We start from the raw sequence: 19,102 nt of genomic DNA, 5'->3' as shown, positions 1-19,102 counted from the left end.
TTCCTTCCAAAAGTAGCAATTTCCTCCTTTTGAATGACTTTATCTATTTACAATTTAGAACTCTTAGATTAATATTACTGTGTAAAGCAAACGGTTCCATAAGGAGGTTTCAATGACAGTTACCATTAAGGATGTGGCCAAGAAAGCGGGAGTATCTCCCTCCACGGTATCCCGGGTATTGTCCAACCATCCCAGAATCAGCCTGGAAACTTCCCGCAAAGTTAAAGCTATTATGGAGGATATGGGCTATACCCCTAACATGATGGCTAAGAGCTTGGTGTCGAAAACTACTAACAGCATCTGCTTCAGTCTTCCTAAACCTGCTGAAGAGCTGTTCTCTAATCTATTTTTTATGGAATTAATTCGCGGGATCGTTACACAAGCCAGCCGTTCCGGTTATGATGTGCTGATAAGCTCCGGAGCGAACGAGAAAGAAGAACTGGAAGCCGTTTCACGACTTCTGAAGGGTCGCCGTGTTGACGGCGTTATTCTGCTTTACTCTCGTACGGATGATGCCGTTATTGATTTTCTAGAGAGCAACGATTATCCATTCGTGCTTGTTGGCCGGAGTGATAAATATGAGAATATTTTATCAGTCGATAATGATAATGTGATGGCAGCATACGATGCTACGAACCACCTCATTTCCATGGGGCATAAACGTATTGGCTTCGTAAGTGGACCACCTAATCTAATCGTTTCTCGTGACCGTCTCGCCGGATATCGTAAAGCATTGCAGAATAGCGGTTTAGAAATGCGGGATGAATGGATTGTAGAGGGTGAATTTCTACAGGATAGCGGCTATAGAGCGATGTCCTTTTTCATGAATTTGCCGAATCGACCCACTGCGCTGGTAGCGGTGGATGACATGGTATCGTTCGGAATTTTGCGCGGGTTGAATGAACTGAAATACAAGGTTCCAGACGATCTCGCCATTGTAAGCTTTAACAATATTCCATTATCTGAATTATCTAGTCCTCCGATCAGCAGTATTGATATAGGAATTTATCATCTTGGCTACACCGCATCACAAGTACTTATCCAAAATATCAAGAGTCCGGATAACGGTTCAGGTCATACCAACCGATTTGTCATTCCCCATCGTCTGATCGTGAGAGAGTCATCCATGCACTCTCAGGCAAAGCATAAAACAGAATGAATAAGTGAAGCGTTTAATCGCTTCATTTATTTTTTGAAAATCTGTACAAACGTTTGCGCTAAATCATACAATACTTAATGATCCAGTTCTTTATGGGTGATTTCTAGGATCTTAGGTTAGGATAAACTTACACATCTTAATCAAAGTTTAAACGGTTTAATAAGATTCTAATACGGCATCCGCTGGATCACGACGCTGTCAAAACTTTTAGGAGGTACTACAATGTCGGAAATTAAAGCCTGCTTGTTCGACTTGGACGGAGTAATCGTCGATACAGCCAAATACCATTATATCGCTTGGAAAGAGCTTGCAGATGGACTGGGGTTTCTTTTCACAGAACAAGATAACGAACGCCTTAAGGGAGTCAGCAGAACGGCTTCACTAAATATTTTGCTGGAAATCGGTGGACTAACGATTGCTGAAGAAGAGAAAGCTAAGCTTGCGGAACAGAAAAATAATCGTTATGTCGAATATATTGCGAAAATGGACAGTTCTGAGATTCTGCCAGGTGCGCTTGATTTCCTAAAAGAGTGCCGTACGAATGGCATCAAAGTCGCTCTCGGTTCTGCCAGTAAAAACGCTATGACGATCTTGAATAATACCGGATTAACCCCTTACTTTGATGCAATCATCGATGGAACTCATACTAGTGCTGCTAAACCAGATCCGGAAGTGTTCCTGTTAGGAGCCAAAGCACTGGATGCCGCACCTGAACATTGTGTAGTCTTCGAAGATGCAGAAGCGGGAATTGAGGCCGCTACCCGGGCCGGTATGTTCAGTGTTGGCATTGGTTCGCCGGAAACCCTCAGTGCAGCGAATATTGCGGTTCCATCGCTCGCTCATATGAGTGTATCCATGCTCAAAGAATCTTTTGCATAAATATAGTGAACATAATGAACTCAAATAGTACTGATTTGAGTTGTTATGGACATTCCTACCAGAGATTAAATGAACTAATAATTAATCGTTAACTTTCTGGTGATGAAGTGACGGAGAGGAATTTTGGAACTGTAGAAGCATAGCGTTCGCCTTTATAATCAGATTTCATCCGCAAAATGTGGTTTAAATATAGAAATCTGATTATAACAGCGATCGAAAGTCCAAAGATTCATCGCAGTCACTTTTATATCACCGGAAGTTTAACAAAAGATTTGTTCATTTTATATATCCCCCTAACATATTTAAAGGAGCGGTTATCGTGAAACAATATTTAACAATTGATGAATGGTCCATTATTGAGGAATCCTTTGATCCACAGACGCAAGAAATTTCTGAAAGCGTATTTAGTCTTGGTAACGGATTTATGGGTGGCCGGGCCAATTTCGAAGAGCAATATAGCGGCAACAGCCTGCAAGGCAGCTACATGGCGGGCGTCTACTACCCTGACAAAACACGTGTTGGCTGGTGGAAAAACGGCTATCCTGAATATTTTGCCAAAGTACTTAACAGCACGAACTGGATCGGTATTAACATTGATATCGAGGGTACCCCCCTTGATCTGGCAAAGTGCACCGTTTCCGAATTCCGCCGTGTACTTAATATGAAAGAAGGAACGCTCTCCCGTAGCTTCACTGCCACTCTCGAAGATGGTAAGGAAGTTAAAGTAGAAAGTATCCGGTTCGTAAGCATGACTCGTCAAGAAATCGGCGCGATTCGCTATTCCATCATTCCTGTTAATTTCTCAGGCAAGATTACGATTACTCCTTATCTTGATGGTGATGTGAAGAACAAGGATTCCAACTATGACGAGAAATTCTGGAATGAAGTTGAGAAACAAGCGGGACCTGATCATGGACATCTCACTCTTAAGACTAAGAAACTCGACTTCCATGTCACCTCTGCTATGGCTTTTGATATCCTTGTCAATGGTGAGAAGGTAACTGCCGAAGCAGAAGCGATCGAACAAGAGAAATATGTAGCCAGCAAACTGGACGTAACCGCACAAGCGGGCAATCAAATCGTCATTTATAAATATGTAGCCAATGTTACTTCTCGGAATCACGGTCTGGGACAATTGGTCGACGCCGCCCAAACTGCTCTGCAAGCTGCTAAGGAAGCCGGATTTGTAACTCTTTTGACCGAACAAATTGAAGCTTGGAGAGAAAAATGGAAAGAAAGCGACATCATCATTGAAGGTGACGTTTCGGCTCAGCAAGCGATTCGCTTTAATATTTTCCAACTCAATCAAACCTATAATGGTGAAGATGACCGCCTGAACATTGGCCCGAAAGGCTTTACCGGTGAAAAATACGGCGGCAGCACTTACTGGGATACTGAGGCGTATTGCGTTCCCTTCTATCTCAGTACGGCGGACTCTTCCATTGCCCGCAATTTGTTGATCTACCGTTACAAGCACTTAGAGAAAGCTAAAGAAAATGCCCGTAAGCTTGGATTCAAAAAAGGTGCGCTATACCCAATGGTTACGATGAACGGTGAAGAATGCCACAACGAGTGGGAAATTACATTTGAAGAAATTCACCGGAATGGTGCCATTGCCTACGCTATTTACAACTATGTGAACTACACCGGAGACAAAGCTTATCTGGGACAATATGGCCTTGAGGTTCTCGTGGAAATCTCCCGCTTCTGGGAAGAACGTGTTCACTATGCATCACGCAAAGACAAATACGTAATGCTCGGCGTAACGGGCCCGAATGAATATGAGAATAACGTTAATAATAACTGGTATACGAACCGTATGGCTTCGTGGACTATGGAATATACCATGGAAGCACTGGCATACTTGCAAGAAAATGAGCCTACTCGTTATGCTGAGCTAGTCGACAAACTAGGGCTGCAAGAGAGCGAAACTACAAAATGGAAAGACATCATTGCTAAGATGTATTATCCTGCGGATGAAGAGCTGGGTATCTTCTTACAACAAGATGGCTTCCTGGACAAAGAGATCATTCAAGTCAAAGATCTGGAACGTGAGCATCTGCCACTCAACCAAAAATGGTCATGGGACCGTATCCTGCGTTCTTGCTTCATTAAACAAGCAGACGTTCTGCAGGGATTATATTTCCTGGGTGACCGTTACGATCTCGATACCAAAAAACGTAACTTCGACTTTTATGAACCGATCACTGTTCATGAGTCCTCCCTTTCCCCTTGTATCCACTCCATTCTAGCCAGTGAGCTGGGATATAAGGATAAGGCCTATGAAATGTACTTGCGTACTTCAAGACTGGATCTTGATAACTATAACAATGATACAGAAGACGGCTTGCACAGCACTAGCATGGCTGGTACTTGGATGTCAATCGTACATGGTTTCGGCGGACTCCGCGTGCATGACGGCAGACTGACACTGAGCCCATCTAACCCAGGTCACTGGACCGCTTACTCTTTTAAAATCATGTTCCGCGGCTCCCGTCTGAAAGTAAGCGTTACGGATGCACAAGTTACTGTTACGAATGAAACTGATATCCCTGCTTCTATTACTATCTACGACAAAGAATATACCGTAAACGGACTAAGCAGCATCACTGCTGATAGCAATTCCGTCACAGTATAAAACTAACACCCAAGAGACCCTTGAAGCTTAATGCTTTTGGGGTCTCTTTATTTTTTAGGAAGATAACTTATATAAGGAGTGATTTTGAATGAACAGAACCTTTTGGAAAGAAGCCGTTGTCTACCAAATCTATCCCCGCAGCTTTCAAGATAGCAATGGTGACGGGATTGGAGATCTGCAAGGAATCATTTCACGTCTGGATTATTTGCAAAAGCTAGGTGTCGACGTAGTTTGGCTGTCACCTGTATATAAATCACCAAATGACGATAACGGTTATGACATCAGCGATTATCAAGATATTATGGATGAGTTCGGCACATTGCAGGATTGGGAAGAATTACTGACTGGATTGCACGCCCGTGGCATAAAACTGATGATGGACCTTGTAATCAATCATTCCTCAGATGAGCATCCTTGGTTCGTAGAATCCCGTTCTTCAAAAGATAATCCATATCGCGATTACTACATTTGGCGTCCGGGTGGACCAGATGGTGAGCGCCCCAACAATTGGAGTTCTGTATTCAGCGGCCCGGCTTGGGAACTGGATGAAACCACTGGTGAATACTATCTGCATCTGTTTTCGCGCAAGCAACCGGATCTCAACTGGGAGAATCCGCAGCTGCGTGAGGAGTTATACAAGATGATCACCTTCTGGCTCGACAAGGGTGTGGATGGTCTACGAATGGATGTAATCAATATGATTTCCAAAGTGGAAGGTCTCCCTTCCTCTCATAGAGACGGCCTTGCTCCCGGGGAACTTGCTTGGGGTGGCGAATATTATATGAATGGACCACGTGTTCATGAGTTTTTACATGAAATGAATGACAAAGTGTTATCCAACTATAACATTATGACTGTCGGCGAAACCCCTGGCGCTACAGTTGAAGATGCCATCCTTTACACGGACGAGGAACGCAAAGAGCTGCAAATGGTATTCCAGTTCGAGCATATGGATGTGGACTCGGGTCCTGACGGCAAATGGGACGTAGCCCCGTGGACGTTGTCGAAGCTGCGCGATATTCTTCATAAATGGCAAGTGGGTCTGGCGGATAAGGGTTGGAATAGTCTTTATCTTAACAATCATGACCAGCCACGTATGGTCTCAAGATTCGGGGATGACGGTAAGTATCGTGTGATCTCTGCCAAAATGCTCGCTACCTTACTGCACACGCTGAAAGGGACACCCTATATTTATCAAGGCGAAGAAATCGGGATGACTAATGTAAAATTCACAGCCATTGAACATTATAAAGACATTGAAATCCTCAATATGTATCGCGAAAAGGTTACCGAAGGCGGCGCTGATCCTAACAGCGTGCTAAACGCTATTCATATCAAAGGCCGTGATAATGCGCGTACTCCGATGCAATGGGATGATTCTGCGAATGCCGGCTTTACTGAAGGGGAGCCGTGGCTCAAAGTTAATCCGAACTACAAGGAAATTAACGTGGAGCAGGCCCTGGCGGATTCGGATTCCATCTTCTATTATTACCAAAGGCTGCTTGCTTTGCGCAAAAAAAATCCGATCATGGCTTATGGCGAATACAAGCTACTTTTGCCAGAGCATGAGGATATTTATGCCTATACGCGTACTCTGGATGACGAGAAGTGGCTGGTGCTGCTCAATTTCAATGAGGTTCCACAGACTGTTGATCTTTCCGCAGAGCTAAGTAAGGCTACGGAACTTATTATTGGAAATTACCCTGATGATGCACCCACACGGGAATTATTACGACCTTATGAAGCAAGAGTGTATCGATTGAAAGACTAACTTTGTCTATCTTCCTGAGTTATACTATTTAGGATGATTTTTTATGAGATTATCCTTCTGCCTGCTACCTGTCATTAGAGAGCACGGAATAACAGGATTTTGCAAATGCAGCCTGATAGTATGAACTTAAAGGGAGATGACGGACTTGGAATGGCTTATCCGCATGAAAGAAGCTTTAGATTATATGGAGAGCAAGATGGAGGAATCTGTGACCGTTGAAGAAATCGCCAAGGTTGCTTACTCCTCCCCCTTTCATTTCCAGCGCATGTTCAATATGCTTACCGGAGTATCTATTAAAGACTATATCCGTAAGCGCAGATTAACTCTGGCTGCACAGGAGCTTGCTATTTCTAAAGTTAAAGTGCTGGATGTTGCACTGAAATACGGATATGACTCGCCCGAGTCGTTTGCCAAAGCATTCCGCAAGGCACATGGAATTACTCCTTCTGCTGCGCGGGAGTCAGGGGTACAGCTCAAGGCTTTCCCTAGACTCTCCTTCCATCTATCACTGAAGGGAGATAAAGAAATGGACTACAGAATTGAGAAAAGAGACGCTTTTAATGTTATCGGACTAGTAGAGGAAATGACAACGAAGGATGGGGAGAATCTGCGCCGCATCCCTCAGTTGTGGATAGAAGCTAATGAAAATGGTACGTCAGATAAGCTGATTGAGCTCGGTGAAGATAAGGATTTATTAGGCATCTGCTCTGACATGAACCATGATAAAGAAACCTTCTCCTATTGGATCGCTGTCGAAGCTACTCCAGAGACTGATGCACAGGGCTTTGCTTCTACAACAATTCCAGCTGCAAGTTGGGCTGTGTTCACCTCAGTAGGGCCGATGCCTGATGCGATCCAGCAGGTATGGGCACGCATTTTCCAGGAGTGGTTCCCTTCCACAGGCTACGAGCACACAGGCGGACCTGAGTTTGAGCTATATCTTCCAGGGAGACCAGACGCAGAGGACTATCGCTGTGAGATATGGATCCCTGTTACGAAAAAAGAATAGAACTAAAAAGACTATCGAAATCCCGATAGTCTTTTTTCTTGTGATTGCCTACTATTTCATTTTGAGAATTGGCATAGTCTTGGTATAATAAATAGATTATGTAGTTCTATAATGATTATTGTCATCCGAATTATCGGTGAAGGAGAATTTCATGTCTACTGTAAAAATATTTTCAGACAGCACTTCCGATTTACCTCAAAACTGGAAGGATACTTATGACATCGGCATCGTTCCTCTTTATGTTGTATTTGAAGAAGGTACCTACAAAGATGGTGAAGATATTACACCCGAGGAAGTGTATCGCCGTGTAGCCGCTAGTGGAGTATTGCCGAAAACGGCAGCACCTTCGCCAGCAGATTTCATTGCTGCATTTCAACCCGTGATTAGCAGCGGACAAGATATTGTATATATCAGTCTCTCCTCCTCACTATCCTCTACATATCAGAATGCACTTTTGGCTGCCGGGGAATTTCCTGAGGGACGCGTACAGGTTATAGATTCGCAAACCTTGTGCGGAGGCATTGCCCTCCTTGTTATGAAGGCTGTCAGAGCTGCTGAAAAGGGCCACTCTGCCGTAGAGATTGCAGCCATGCTGGAGCACAGCCGCAGCCTTGTGGAAACTGAATTCGTTGTGGATACGCTAGATTACTTATATATGGGTGGACGCTGTTCAGGCATGCAGAACTTCATCGGTAGTCTGCTCAAAATCCGTCCTGTTCTTAGACTGGTAGATGGGAGCATCATACCTACCAGCAAAATCCGTGGCAAAAAAGAAAAAGCTGTGGAACAAATGCTCCAGAACGCTTTGGTTCATGTCGATCGAATGGATAATGAGTTGCTCATCGTGGTCCATACCTTGGCGGAAGAAGATGCGCTCTATCTGGAGGCAGCACTACGAGAGAAAACTCAAGTTAATGAAATAGCAATCCTCCATGCGGGTTGTGTAATTGGCAGCCATTGTGGGCCGCATACTGTAGGTCTCATGTATATGCTTCAGGACTAATAACACACAAATCTCCGGCCATTGCTTCTTAAGCAAATGGACCGGAGATTTGTGTGTAACCCCCCTAGTTTGAAGTTACTTCCAGCTCTATATCTTCTGCTCTGCAAGGCAACATAAAACGAAACGTAGAACCTTGATTCTCTTCACTTTCTACAAAGATCGTCCCACCCATCAGCTCCACAAGCTGTTTACAAATCGCCAGTCCCAAGCCTGTGCCTCCATATTTACGGTTTATGGACGGATGCAGCTGTGAGAAAGATTGAAACAATAGATTGAGTTTGTTACCGGCAATTCCTACACCTGTATCCCGCACTGAAAACTCCAACAAAAATTCTTGTTCATCAGATAGTGGAATGTTCTTCACCGATAGGGTCACGCTCCCACGTTCCGTGAATTTCAGCGCATTGCCTACCAGATTCACGACAATCTGCCGCAAGCGGATCGGATCAGCAATGATTATGGTTGGAACGCTAGTATCCATCCACCAACGTAATGCCAGCTTCTTCTCTTCCGCTTTCGGTGCAAATAAATCAATGACGTCTGAGATCATCTCGCGGAGATCAAACTTCTCGGATTGTAGTGACATTTTACCTGCTTCCATTTTGCTGAAATCAAGAATGTCATTCAAGATCTGCAATAACGTATAACTACTGCTGCGTAAAATCTCGGCATAACCTCGCTGCTCTTCTCCAAGTTCAGTATCCAACAATAGATCAGCCATTCCGATCATCCCGTTCATCGGCGTCCGAATTTCATGGCTCATCATCATTAAGAAATCAGATTTGGCTTGCGCTGCCTGCTCTGCTGATTCTTTCGCACGAATGATTTCTCGCTCATTCGTAATATCACTGAAGGCAATAACCGCACCGGCGATCAGCCCTTCATCAATAAGAGGTGCTACCCGATAATTAACAAAAAAACTGGTGCCATCCTTACGCCAGAAGATCTCATCATCTTTCTTACGGATGATTCCATCCTCTATCGTAAGACTAATCTGGCAATCAGGTGTCGAATAACGCGAACCATCACCTTGGATATGATGGATATAATCCATAAGCTTCAAACCCATCAATTCTGTTGGTTGGTAGCCTAACATATCCGCTGCCTCACGGTTAATAAATAGAGCGCGCCCCGTTGTATCCAGCACAAAGATTCCCGCGGAGACGGAATTCAGAATGAGACTCGATTGTTGATCCTTCACAGCTACTATTGAGCTATCTTTGGAGCTGATCTCCACTTCGCCCGTGATAGGTAATTCAGTATCTAAGGTGTCCGCTAATTCATCTAGCCAGTCTTGTAACAATTTTGCATGTAAAAGAGCGCTTCCGTTAGCCACTTGAGTAATCGCGAATACCCCGGCGATCCCTTCTTCCGTTCTGATCGGTAATAGTTTAACGCCTACGCAATCTGAGCCTTTTTTGGGATTCTCTAAATCTTGTAGCTCAAAGCTTGAGGAGTTCCCCTGCAGAGCAGCCTCAAAACTAGCAATATTGCCAAGTTTTTTTCTCTTTGCTGATATCGGACTTGTATTTTGCAACTTCGCTTCTGCGCTCAAGCCTAGATGAAAAGTTCGATTGGTTCCTACGCAGCGACCTTGTCTATCCAGAACGAATATCAAATCAGGATGATGGTCATATAACGATTTATAAGCGCTCTCTTCCGAAAGCAACCGTCTCAGAATGGACGTCCAGTCTTTATCCACAGTTCACATCCCCTCAGGCTCTCTCATCCATTATCATTACCCCTAAACGAGCAATGTTCATCTAAAATTTAAAATATATTTCATATCTATTATATCAAAATTACGGAAATCAGTCGTAGATAAACGTCAAATCCCCCCTTTATAACCCAATCACGATGCTTTTTCATCGTTACAAAAGGGTTATAAAAGGGGGTGAATTCCGAATCTATTAGGCTATATCTTTATGTTCAATGTTGCGAATAGCCATATAGGCAATACCTGCTCCTAGCAAACCAAGTGAGATCGACACCGCCGCTAAATTACCTAAGCGAGCTTGATCAAATCCCCCAGAAATTAGGGAGGTAACTAACACAGCTGAGACGATGGTGGCAGGGACCGATTTTTTCTTCATTCCAAAGTACAATGGGATTAGAGCAATACCCGCTGCGTAAAAAGCGTTTGCGCCTAACTTAATCAGCTCTGAAGTGATTACATGAAGGGTCAGTTCACCCGGAATAAGCCCTGCAAAGGAATTGAATCCTACTAGGATAGCGCCGACTACAATATCTGCCACGATAATGGCCACAAATGTGAAGGCGAACACTATCAATATTTTCGCAGTCATCAGCTTTTTACGTGAGATAGGATACATGAAGAGAAGAGTAATGGTGTTGTTCTTATACTCATCAATCACCAGCTTGCTAATAATAACCGAAGCGAAAATAATATAAGCAGCCTTTACAAAAACGAACACGCCCTCAAACAACTCTGCATAAGAAGCAAATGACGGTTCGCTCTCATTTTGATCAACGAATAAAACCATAATCATAAACGCAAGAATCGCAAGATTGACGATTGCTGCACCTGTAAGAAGCGTTTTTAGCTTATTCTTCCGAATCTCCAAAGATATTAATTTAAGCAATGCCTTCACCCCCAATCAATTGCAGAAAATGATCTTCCAGCGTATGTTGTTTTTTGCTGATACTTTCAATTTCCACATCTGCTAGCACTAACGCCTTATTCAGATCACGTTGTGAGATTCCACCGTCATATATTCTAACTGTAATATGGTCCAGCACTTTGAAATTATTAAGCCCAAGCTTATGCTCCAACACATACACTGCTTTATTAATCTCATTCGTAACCACTTCGATATATTCAGTATTTTGGCCACGAATGGAATCCATCGCCACTTCTTCTACCAGAGCACCCTGCCGGATCACACCGATCGTATCAGCAATCTGCTCTATTTCCCCCAGAATATGACTAGATACAAGTAACGTCATTCCATATTCACGGCTAAGCATCCGGAACACTTCACGCATCTCCTTGATTCCCACAGGATCTAGCCCATTAATCGGCTCATCCAAAATGAGCAGCTCAGGTTTCGTCATGAAGGCTCTGGCAATACCCAGACGCTGCTTCATCCCAAGTGAAAATTGCTTCACCGGCTTTTTATCGACACCTGTGAGCTTTACCAGCTCCAGCGCTTCACCAATCGCTTGCGGATCATAATAGCCCATGTACTCTCCGTGCAAAATCAGATTTTCTTTGGCTGTCAATTTATCATAAAACACTGGATATTCAATGATGCAGCCCATCCGCTTCAGCATTTCGTAAGAATGCTCAGTCATTTTTTCATTAAAAAATTCAATTTCTCCACTCGTAGGTTTAACGAGGTTCGTGACCATTTTCATCACGGTAGTTTTGCCAGCACCATTCGGTCCAAGAAACCCGTAAATTTCACCTTGCTTAATATTCATATTCACATTGCTGACGACTTCTTTACCTTGATAGGTTTTCGTTAAATTTCTTGTCCGAAGTATTGTAGTCAATTCCGCGCTCCCCTTTGTTTTCGTCTCGTCTTCCTTAGTTCTTATTGTACACAGCAGAATTTTCTTTTTTATTACTCGTTTCTTACGAAAATCTTAAGCTGCGCACAATTCTATTCCTTAGAAGCGTAATCTGCGAAAAGTAAGGGTAAACACCGTTCTCACATACGGCTGACTAACCAATGTAATCGTTCCATTCATTTGCTCCGTTAATCTTTTGGTGATCGTCAGACCTAGACCGCTGCCTTGATAAGCCCGATTTCTTGAGTCTTCCAGCGTATACAGACGCTCAAATACTTTATCCTGGTGTACTTCACTAATGCCTTTTCCCCGGTCCCACACGTCTATGTATACTTTGTTCTCATCACTATAGAGCTTTAATCCTAATACGCTCCCAGCGTCGCCATAAGAAATTGCGTTCGACAACAGATTGGACAATATTCGATCAAGAGCCTCTTCATTTCCCATGAAGTAAACAGCCTCATCCGGAATCTCAATCTCCACCTCACTGCCCTTAGCGCTGAGGATATCATAGAAAGAAAGGATGTTGCGTCTGCATACTTCACCTGCCTCAACTCGTGAAAGCGCAATTTCCCGATCCCCAGATTCCAGCTTGGACAAATCAAAAAACTTGTTCATCAGCTGGATCACTTCATGAGCTTTTTGATGAATCATCTTCATCATCCGTTCCCCTTCCCCGGCCGGCAAATGCTCATCCTGTTGAATGGTCTCAATATAACCAAGCACAACCGTTAGCGGAGTCTTAAGATCATGAGAAATATTAGACAGCATATTACGCATGGATTTCTCCAGCCTTACGCGCTCAATGCTTCCTTTATGATTGATATCCAGCAGCCGGTTCAGGTCAATCAGCACGCTCTGCAGCTCCAAATTACCGCTGAACAGCAGCAATCTTTCATGTGAGCCTTCCTCCATAATGCTGCTTAACTTGTCATGCATATATCGCAAATCATTAGAAGCTTTACGCGAATTCTGATATTGCCACACAATGACGGCGAGTAAGAGCACAATGACAACACCTAGCACCGCAATCATTATAGCTGTTCTCCCAGCTTATACCCGATGCCCCATAACGTCTTAATGTATTCGGGATGGGAGGGATCGTCTTCTATTTTTTCACGTAATCTTCTCATATGTACATTAATGACGTTCTCATCCCCGAAATAATCATCCTCCCATACGCTCGCATAAATCTGCGCTTTGGTAAATACTCGGCCCGGATGCGTCACAAACAGCTTAAGAATATGAAATTCCTTCGACGTTAGCTTTACTTCTTCCCCGTTCTTCAACGCAGAGAAGTTATCTAAATCTACAGTCAATCGGCCAATGGAGATCATTTGCTTCACCGGAGCTTGATCTTCCACTTGGATACTGGGAGATGCATAACCTGCACGACGGATCGCTGCCTTCACCCTAGCCGCTAGCTCAATCATAGAAAAGGGCTTCGTAATATAATCATCCGCCCCAAAGCCTAACCCAAGCGCTTTATCTACATCACTGTCTTTGGCGGACATGATCAACACTGGAACCAGACTCCCCGCACGAATAGTCTGAAGAATGTCAGTCCCGCTACGCTTCGGCAGCATAAGGTCTAACAGTACAAGATCAAATGGACCACCGGTCCGAAATGTTCTCTCCGCTACTTCACCGTCAAATACAGCTTCAATCTCATAACCTTCTTTTACCAAATAAGACCTGACCATTTCACTGATTGCTTCGTCGTCCTCAATCAGCAGCACACGCTGTGGCATGTCCAAACCTCCCCGTAGTCGAAAACCTCTTCGTTAAATTATACCAATTTCCCGGAGCTCTTACTATTTCGGTTTTTATTTCAGCTTTTATTTCAGTTTCATTAAAGGTAGCCCAGGTATTATGGCCTTAACAACTTACAAAATGAGGTGATGCTTCAATGTTGAACAAGAGAAGTAAGCAAGCCTGGAGCTTCAAACGAAAGCTGCTGATCGTGATGATCATTGTCCTCCTGCTTCTCGGCACAGTGATATATAGTCTGGCAGATCGTTACTTAATCGAACATGTCGAAGTCGTAGTTGCGGATGATGCAGCTACAACTAGCAGCTCAGGAGCTACAGCCGTTACAACTGCCGAAGTTAACGCAACCTCTGACGACTGGAATTACTCCAGCGATGATATTCAGATCCAGATCGACCAAGTGCAGACCGGTTCCGGTTCAGACCAGATCACTTATTTTGTCGCTGATATCGTCCTCAAGGAAGCGAGCAGTCTGCGCACTGCTTTTGCCGACAACAGCTTTGGAACAAACATCACTGAGGATACCTCGGACATTGCTTCCGCGAACCATGCGATTTTTGCCATCAATGGTGATTACTATGGCTTCCGCAATGACGGAGTGATAATCCGTAACGGCACGGTGTATCGTGATGATCCTGTGCGGGATGCAATGGCGCTGTTCGATGATGGGACAATGCAAACCTATAACGAGGAAGAGATTTCTTCCTCTGAACTGCTGGCGCAAGGGGCCACCGATACCCTTTCCTTTGGTCCGATTCTGATTCAGGACGGGGAGATTGCCAGTGATTTCAGCAATGTCAAAATCGATACCAACTTCGGCAACCATTCCATCCAGAACGCGAATCCCCGCACCGCAGTTGGTATGATCGCACCAAACCATTATGTGTTTGTCGTAGTTGACGGGCGCAATGAAGGGTACAGCCGTGGGATGACCCTTACTGAGCTAGCCGATGTAATGTCCGACCTTGGTGCCACAGAAGCCTACAATCTGGACGGCGGTGGTTCATCCACTATGTACTTCATGGGACGGGTCGTAAATAATCCGCAGGGCAAAAACAAGGAGCGGGGCGTCAGCGACATTCTTTATATCAAGGAGGGGGCAACATCATGACTATACTGATCCCAGCCTATGAGCCAGATGAACGACTGCTCGATTTGATTTTACAGCTGCATAATTTCCAGCTCGAACCTATTGTTCTTGTGGATGACGGCAGCGGCCCGCACTACCGTGGAATCTTCGATATGGCAGAAGCATTCGGCTGCACTGTCCTAACCCATGAAGTCAACCTCGGAAAAGGACGTGCTCTGAAGACAGGGTTCCAGTATATTCAGGAGACTGGTCTGCCGGATTATGTAGTCTGCGCGGATAGCGACGGCCAACATCTGCCTTATGATATTAACCGGATCGTTGAATCTCTGCGGAACCAGACTACCCCGGGAATCGTACTCGGCAGCCGCCGGTTCACCGGAACCATTCCTCTGCGCAGCCGCTTCGGCAACTCGGTAACCCGGACGGTCTTTTCCTTAACTACAGGCACTAAGATTTATGATACACAGTCTGGTCTGCGCGGCTACCCCCTATCAATGCTTGATTGGCTATGCCAGATTCCCGGCGAACGGTTTGAATATGAAATGAACATGCTGCTAACCGCCCATAAAGAGGGGTATACCATTACTGAAGAGTACATCGATACCGTCTATCTGGACGATAATAAATCATCCCATTTCCGGCCTCTGATGGACTCCTTCCGGATTTATCTGCCGATACTGATATTCAGCACTTCTTCGCTGCTGTCAGCCCTGCTCGACTTCACACTCTTATTCCTGTTTCAAAGGCTCAGCCATAACCTATTCCTGTCCGTCGCGGCCGCGAGATTGTGCAGCTCTGTCTTCAACTATTCTATGAACCGAAAATATGTCTTCACGGGCGGCAAACGCTCCAAGATTCAGACATCGCTTCCCAAATATTTTGCGCTGGTGATCCTCGTATTGTTGTTCAACTATGGGCTACTCTATTTCTATAATGAAAAGCTGATTATTCCGCTTGTCGCCGCCAAGCTACTGACCGAGGCTTCAATCTTCCTTTTCAGCTATTGGGCGCAACGGAGGTTTGTCTATTGAGGGTTTGGGTACTCTGGGAAGGTTAAGTTCTCTCGACTGCTTATGCTCGTGTGGTGAGCAATTGGGAATTTGTGAAGCACTAATTGGACACTTGTGGAGCACTTTTCGAACACTTATGGAGTACTAATCGGATACTTGTGGAGCTTCTATCGGGCACCTATGGAACTGCTCCTCGAACACATATGGAGCATCTATTGGGCACCTATTGGGCACCTATCGGACACAGATGACACTAATCGCAGTATTATTCCACTTTTGGTATGCTAACGGACCCCATAGCCGCTATTGGCAAGAAAGACACCACATATGAGCCTCTTTCTGCGGGATAGCGTCTGTGGGGTCCGCAACCCTGCTCAAAAGGCTGGAAATTTGCAAATAACGTCATCTGAGTCCGAATTCACCGAGAAGGATACCGTTGATAGAATTCGCATACAAAAAAAGCTAGTGCTTCCTTCCAATAATGTATACAAAATCACATTATTTTCACTCAGAAATTCAGAACGTCATACACTCATCTTCTCTCCCATATACTTAAATGGAACAGTCCCGGACGTTGTCGCGGAACCTTTGCAGCCTTGTCAGAATAGGTTGCAGCATAAGCCCAAGCTGGAGGGAGAGAAAGATTCATACCAAGCGAAGAAATTAATGCGCTAGAGCGGGCCATTGCCGAGATTACGGAATAGCCACTGGCTTCGGTTTAGATTTTTATCCCATGCGTTATGAAATTTGCCCCGCAGATATTATTTATACATTCGGCGCTTATGGAATGCCTACACGATTTGGACACTGGAGTTTTGGAAAAACCTTTCATAAAATGAAATCCCAATACGATTTCGGACTGAGCAAAATATACGAGCTCGTTATTAACTCCAACCCTTGTTATGCCTTCCTGCTGGATGGAAATTCACTGATTCAGAATAAGCTGATCGTTGCCCATGTGCTAGCGCACTGTGATTTTTTCAAAAATAATATGCGTTTCTCCATGTCCAACCGAGATATGGTCGAGAGCATGTCAGCTACAGCAGATCGGATTGCCGGTTATTCTGTAACTTACGGAACTGATGCTGTGGAGAGCTTCATCGATTCAGTGCTGGCTATCCAGGAGCATATAGACCCCAGTCTGATCCAGCCACGCAAGCTGGGCAAAACTCACCTACTGGAAGCTAAGATGAAGGAGCTCAAAGACGCCCCCTCCAGGCGGCTCGAAATCATCCAATCCTTATGACGAATTATGGAATTTAGATAAAAGCAATACCGGGCCACAGGAAGCACCCTCAGGAAACCGTGCTTTCCCCCGGAGCCAGAAAAAGATATGGTCTGGTTTATCCAGCAATATTCCACTGTTTTGGAGGATTGGCAGCGTGACATTATGACGATGCTCCATGACGAAATGCTCTACTTCTGGCCACAGATGGAGACAAAAATCATGAACGAAGGCTGGGCTTCGGTCAGCTAAGGTGCTTACGCAAAAAGGCTCTCTACAAACGATGAAGCATCGTTTATGGAGAGCTTTTTTATTTCAGATTCATCCCCTTCGTGGATTGTGTCCGATTGGCCGCTTCTCTTTTTCCAAAACTATTTCAATCAATGCTAGCTGAGTGTTGGATTTGCAACAATTCAATAAAATTGATGGTTTGTTTAGTAGATTAATCGTTTTATACTAACTTTAACAACAATTGTTGTAAACATAAAAGAATAGAGGAGATTATTATCACTAAGGTATTATTTATTACAGCAAATCCAAATGACGAAAATCGTTCGTTTAGTATGGCAGCAGGAAAGGCATTTATTGAAACATATAAAGAGACCAACCCAACGGATGAAATCGTGACCTTGGATTTATTCAAAGAAGATATTCCAAATTTAGATGCAGATGTTATGAGTGGTTGGGGGAAACTTCGTGCAGGACAGAAAATTGACGCTCTTTCAACTGAGGAATTAGCGAAAGTTAGTCGCCTAAACGAAATTCTCGATCAATTTATTGCAACGGATAAAATGATATTCGTAACGCCGATGTGGAACTTCTCATTCCCATCCGTTGTGAAAACATACATCGATGCCGTAGCTGTACCTTGGTAAGACGTTTAGATATACGGAGACTGGTGCTGTTGGCTTACTTCATAATAAGAAAGTGCTTCATATTCAAGCTCGCGGTGATTTTTATTCAGAAGGTCATTTAGCAGATGAAGAGCTAGGCGATCGATATTTAAAACATATTATGAACTTCATGGGTATTACTGAATATGAAGGTTTATTTATTGAAGGTCAAGCTAAAATGCCAAATAATGCCGAGAAAATTAAAGCAGCAGGCATCGAGCGTGCCAAGCAATTAGCACAAAGCTTCTAATCGTTTATTATCTTTATACTGCACTTCGTAGTCCATACAAAAAATGGACCATGAAGTGTTTTTTTTCGAAAATTTTTTCTGTTATAATGGGGTCACCCATTAATCCAACAAGTGTCAAAAAGTATTAGTATTTTAAGAAGGAAGGTACAAATGAAAAAACAAGATCCACGGATTCAACGAACAAGAGAAAATATCATGAATGGTTTTATGAGACTGATTAAACAAAAAGATTTTAGTGATATTACCATTAGTGATATTACACAAGAAGCAGAGATTAACCGTTCAACATTTTACTATCATTTTGTGGATAAATACGATTTAATCGATGTGATTCAAAGAGAAGTTCTTACGAAAGAAATTTTTAATGAAGTAGCCTTACAAGAAGTCATCAATGAACAAACAATTATTATGTCCCTCCAAGCTATTATGAGTTCTCAAATAAATTTATCCTTACAATGTCAACATGCTCTTGAAGAATTCAAATCGAAAATGGACTATGAAATTAAACAACGATTGACGGAAACACTTCAAGCTTTATTAGATAAAGAGCATGGTGTGAAGGAAGAACATTATTTACTGGCTACATTTTGGAGTTGGGGCATCTACGGGGTTGCAATGGCTTGTGTAGAGGGGAAAGAAACTTTGCATACGGCGGTAAACCGTTTGACAAATATCATTTTAGGCTAGTATAGAAACCATTCTATAAATTCTCCACCCCATAGTTTCTTCTTTACTTCAAGACGCCTTGAAAATCTCTCTCGCTGTTATACTTTTCGTTTGTATTATCTTTGTTGGAGAAGAAGCGAATGACTTCAGTCATTTTCAACAATGAAGGTGTCCTGTCTCAACTTCAGCAAGCTCAGAAGGATCG

Annotated in this window: 14 protein-coding genes and 2 pseudogenes; 11 read left to right on the top strand and 5 right to left on the bottom strand. The window is 43.7% G+C overall.

Features of this window, described 5'->3' with window-relative positions:
• Positions 1-112 precede the first annotated feature (112 nt).
• The 6 genes from MHI32_RS08750 to MHI32_RS08725 all read left to right on the top strand — a co-directional run bounded on the left by MHI32_RS08750 (position 113) and on the right by MHI32_RS08725 (position 8,459).
• Complete coding sequence (locus MHI32_RS08750) at positions 113-1,159, top strand: LacI family DNA-binding transcriptional regulator (protein WP_076195090.1); 1,047 nt, start codon at positions 113-115, stop codon at positions 1,157-1,159.
• A gap of 222 nt (positions 1,160-1,381) precedes the next feature.
• Positions 1,382-2,038, top strand: a complete 657-nt coding sequence (pgmB, locus tag MHI32_RS08745) for a beta-phosphoglucomutase (RefSeq protein ID WP_076305981.1) — start codon at positions 1,382-1,384, stop codon at positions 2,036-2,038.
• A 319-nt stretch (positions 2,039-2,357) separates the two neighbouring features.
• Positions 2,358-4,676, top strand: coding sequence for a glycoside hydrolase family 65 protein (locus MHI32_RS08740; RefSeq protein WP_076126463.1), 2,319 nt, complete (start codon positions 2,358-2,360; stop codon positions 4,674-4,676).
• 88 nt (positions 4,677-4,764) lie between these two features.
• Complete coding sequence (locus MHI32_RS08735) at positions 4,765-6,447, top strand: alpha-glucosidase (RefSeq protein ID WP_036684397.1); 1,683 nt, start codon at positions 4,765-4,767, stop codon at positions 6,445-6,447.
• Between the two features lie 145 nt (positions 6,448-6,592).
• On the top strand, positions 6,593-7,456 hold the full coding sequence (locus MHI32_RS08730; RefSeq protein ID WP_340012168.1) for an AraC family transcriptional regulator: 864 nt from the start codon (positions 6,593-6,595) through the stop codon (positions 7,454-7,456).
• A 151-nt stretch (positions 7,457-7,607) separates the two neighbouring features.
• Positions 7,608-8,459: a DegV family protein gene (locus tag MHI32_RS08725; protein ID WP_076126458.1), complete on the top strand. Its 852-nt coding sequence runs from the start codon at positions 7,608-7,610 to the stop codon at positions 8,457-8,459.
• Positions 8,460-8,523: 64 nt separating this feature from the next.
• Here the strand turns inward: MHI32_RS08725 and MHI32_RS08720 are convergent, their stop codons facing one another.
• The 5 genes from MHI32_RS08720 to MHI32_RS08700 form a co-directional block, all read right to left on the bottom strand.
• Positions 8,524-10,161, bottom strand: a complete 1,638-nt coding sequence (locus MHI32_RS08720) for a PAS domain-containing protein (RefSeq protein WP_076195082.1) — start codon at positions 10,159-10,161, stop codon at positions 8,524-8,526.
• Positions 10,162-10,369: 208 nt separating this feature from the next.
• Positions 10,370-11,071, bottom strand: coding sequence for an ABC transporter permease (locus tag MHI32_RS08715; RefSeq protein ID WP_256717259.1), 702 nt, complete (start codon positions 11,069-11,071; stop codon positions 10,370-10,372).
• The gene (locus MHI32_RS08710; RefSeq protein ID WP_076126453.1) at positions 11,055-11,975 is read right to left on the bottom strand and encodes an ABC transporter ATP-binding protein; all 921 of its coding nucleotides are present in this window, start codon (positions 11,973-11,975) and stop codon (positions 11,055-11,057) included. Before MHI32_RS08710 ends, MHI32_RS08715 begins: the two co-directional genes overlap by 17 nt.
• A gap of 117 nt (positions 11,976-12,092) precedes the next feature.
• The gene (locus tag MHI32_RS08705; protein WP_340012167.1) at positions 12,093-13,028 is read right to left on the bottom strand and encodes a sensor histidine kinase; all 936 of its coding nucleotides are present in this window, start codon (positions 13,026-13,028) and stop codon (positions 12,093-12,095) included.
• Entirely contained in the window at positions 13,028-13,744 is a 717-nt protein-coding gene (locus MHI32_RS08700; protein ID WP_036684414.1) for a response regulator transcription factor, read from the bottom strand. Before MHI32_RS08700 ends, MHI32_RS08705 begins: the two co-directional genes overlap by 1 nt.
• Before the next feature lie 158 nt (positions 13,745-13,902).
• Between MHI32_RS08700 and MHI32_RS08695 the strand changes: the two genes are divergently transcribed.
• The 5 genes and pseudogenes from MHI32_RS08695 (at position 13,903) to MHI32_RS08675 (ending at position 18,918) form a co-directional block, all read left to right on the top strand.
• Complete coding sequence (locus MHI32_RS08695) at positions 13,903-14,874, top strand: phosphodiester glycosidase family protein (RefSeq protein WP_076184669.1); 972 nt, start codon at positions 13,903-13,905, stop codon at positions 14,872-14,874.
• A complete protein-coding gene (locus MHI32_RS08690; RefSeq protein WP_340012166.1) occupies positions 14,871-15,884 on the top strand; it encodes a bifunctional glycosyltransferase family 2/GtrA family protein in 1,014 nt (337 codons plus the stop codon). Before MHI32_RS08695 ends, MHI32_RS08690 begins: the two co-directional genes overlap by 4 nt.
• Before the next feature lie 626 nt (positions 15,885-16,510).
• Positions 16,511-17,331 (top strand): annotated as a pseudogene (locus tag MHI32_RS08685) (SpoVR family protein); the annotation flags it as partial.
• A 263-nt stretch (positions 17,332-17,594) separates the two neighbouring features.
• Positions 17,595-18,231 (top strand): annotated as a pseudogene (locus MHI32_RS08680) (FMN-dependent NADH-azoreductase).
• A 150-nt stretch (positions 18,232-18,381) separates the two neighbouring features.
• Entirely contained in the window at positions 18,382-18,918 is a 537-nt protein-coding gene (locus tag MHI32_RS08675; protein WP_076195279.1) for a TetR/AcrR family transcriptional regulator, read from the top strand.
• Positions 18,919-19,102: the final 184 nt, after the last annotated feature.

This window comes from Paenibacillus sp. FSL H7-0690 (assembly GCF_037980415.1).
GTDB classification, from domain to species: domain Bacteria; phylum Bacillota; class Bacilli; order Paenibacillales; family Paenibacillaceae; genus Paenibacillus_AQ; species Paenibacillus_AQ odorifer.
The sequence above is the reverse complement of the archived record's forward strand: the minus strand, read 5'-3'. Positions and strand labels throughout refer to the sequence as shown.

Excerpts from the sequence above, each read along its gene's own strand:
- MHI32_RS08750 (WP_076195090.1), top strand. The coding sequence starts at position 113 with ATGACAGTTACCATTAAGGATGTGGCCAAGAAAGCGGGAGTATCTCCC.
- pgmB (WP_076305981.1), top strand. The coding sequence starts at position 1,382 with ATGTCGGAAATTAAAGCCTGCTTGTTCGACTTGGACGGAGTAATCGTC.
- MHI32_RS08735 (WP_036684397.1), top strand. The coding sequence starts at position 4,765 with ATGAACAGAACCTTTTGGAAAGAAGCCGTTGTCTACCAAATCTATCCC.
- MHI32_RS08725 (WP_076126458.1), top strand. The coding sequence starts at position 7,608 with ATGTCTACTGTAAAAATATTTTCAGACAGCACTTCCGATTTACCTCAA.
- MHI32_RS08705 (WP_340012167.1), bottom strand. The coding sequence starts at position 13,028 with ATGATTGCGGTGCTAGGTGTTGTCATTGTGCTCTTACTCGCCGTCATT.
- MHI32_RS08700 (WP_036684414.1), bottom strand. The coding sequence starts at position 13,744 with ATGCCACAGCGTGTGCTGCTGATTGAGGACGACGAAGCAATCAGTGAA.
- MHI32_RS08695 (WP_076184669.1), top strand. The coding sequence starts at position 13,903 with ATGTTGAACAAGAGAAGTAAGCAAGCCTGGAGCTTCAAACGAAAGCTG.
- MHI32_RS08690 (WP_340012166.1), top strand. The coding sequence starts at position 14,871 with ATGACTATACTGATCCCAGCCTATGAGCCAGATGAACGACTGCTCGAT.
- MHI32_RS08675 (WP_076195279.1), top strand. The coding sequence starts at position 18,382 with ATGAAAAAACAAGATCCACGGATTCAACGAACAAGAGAAAATATCATG.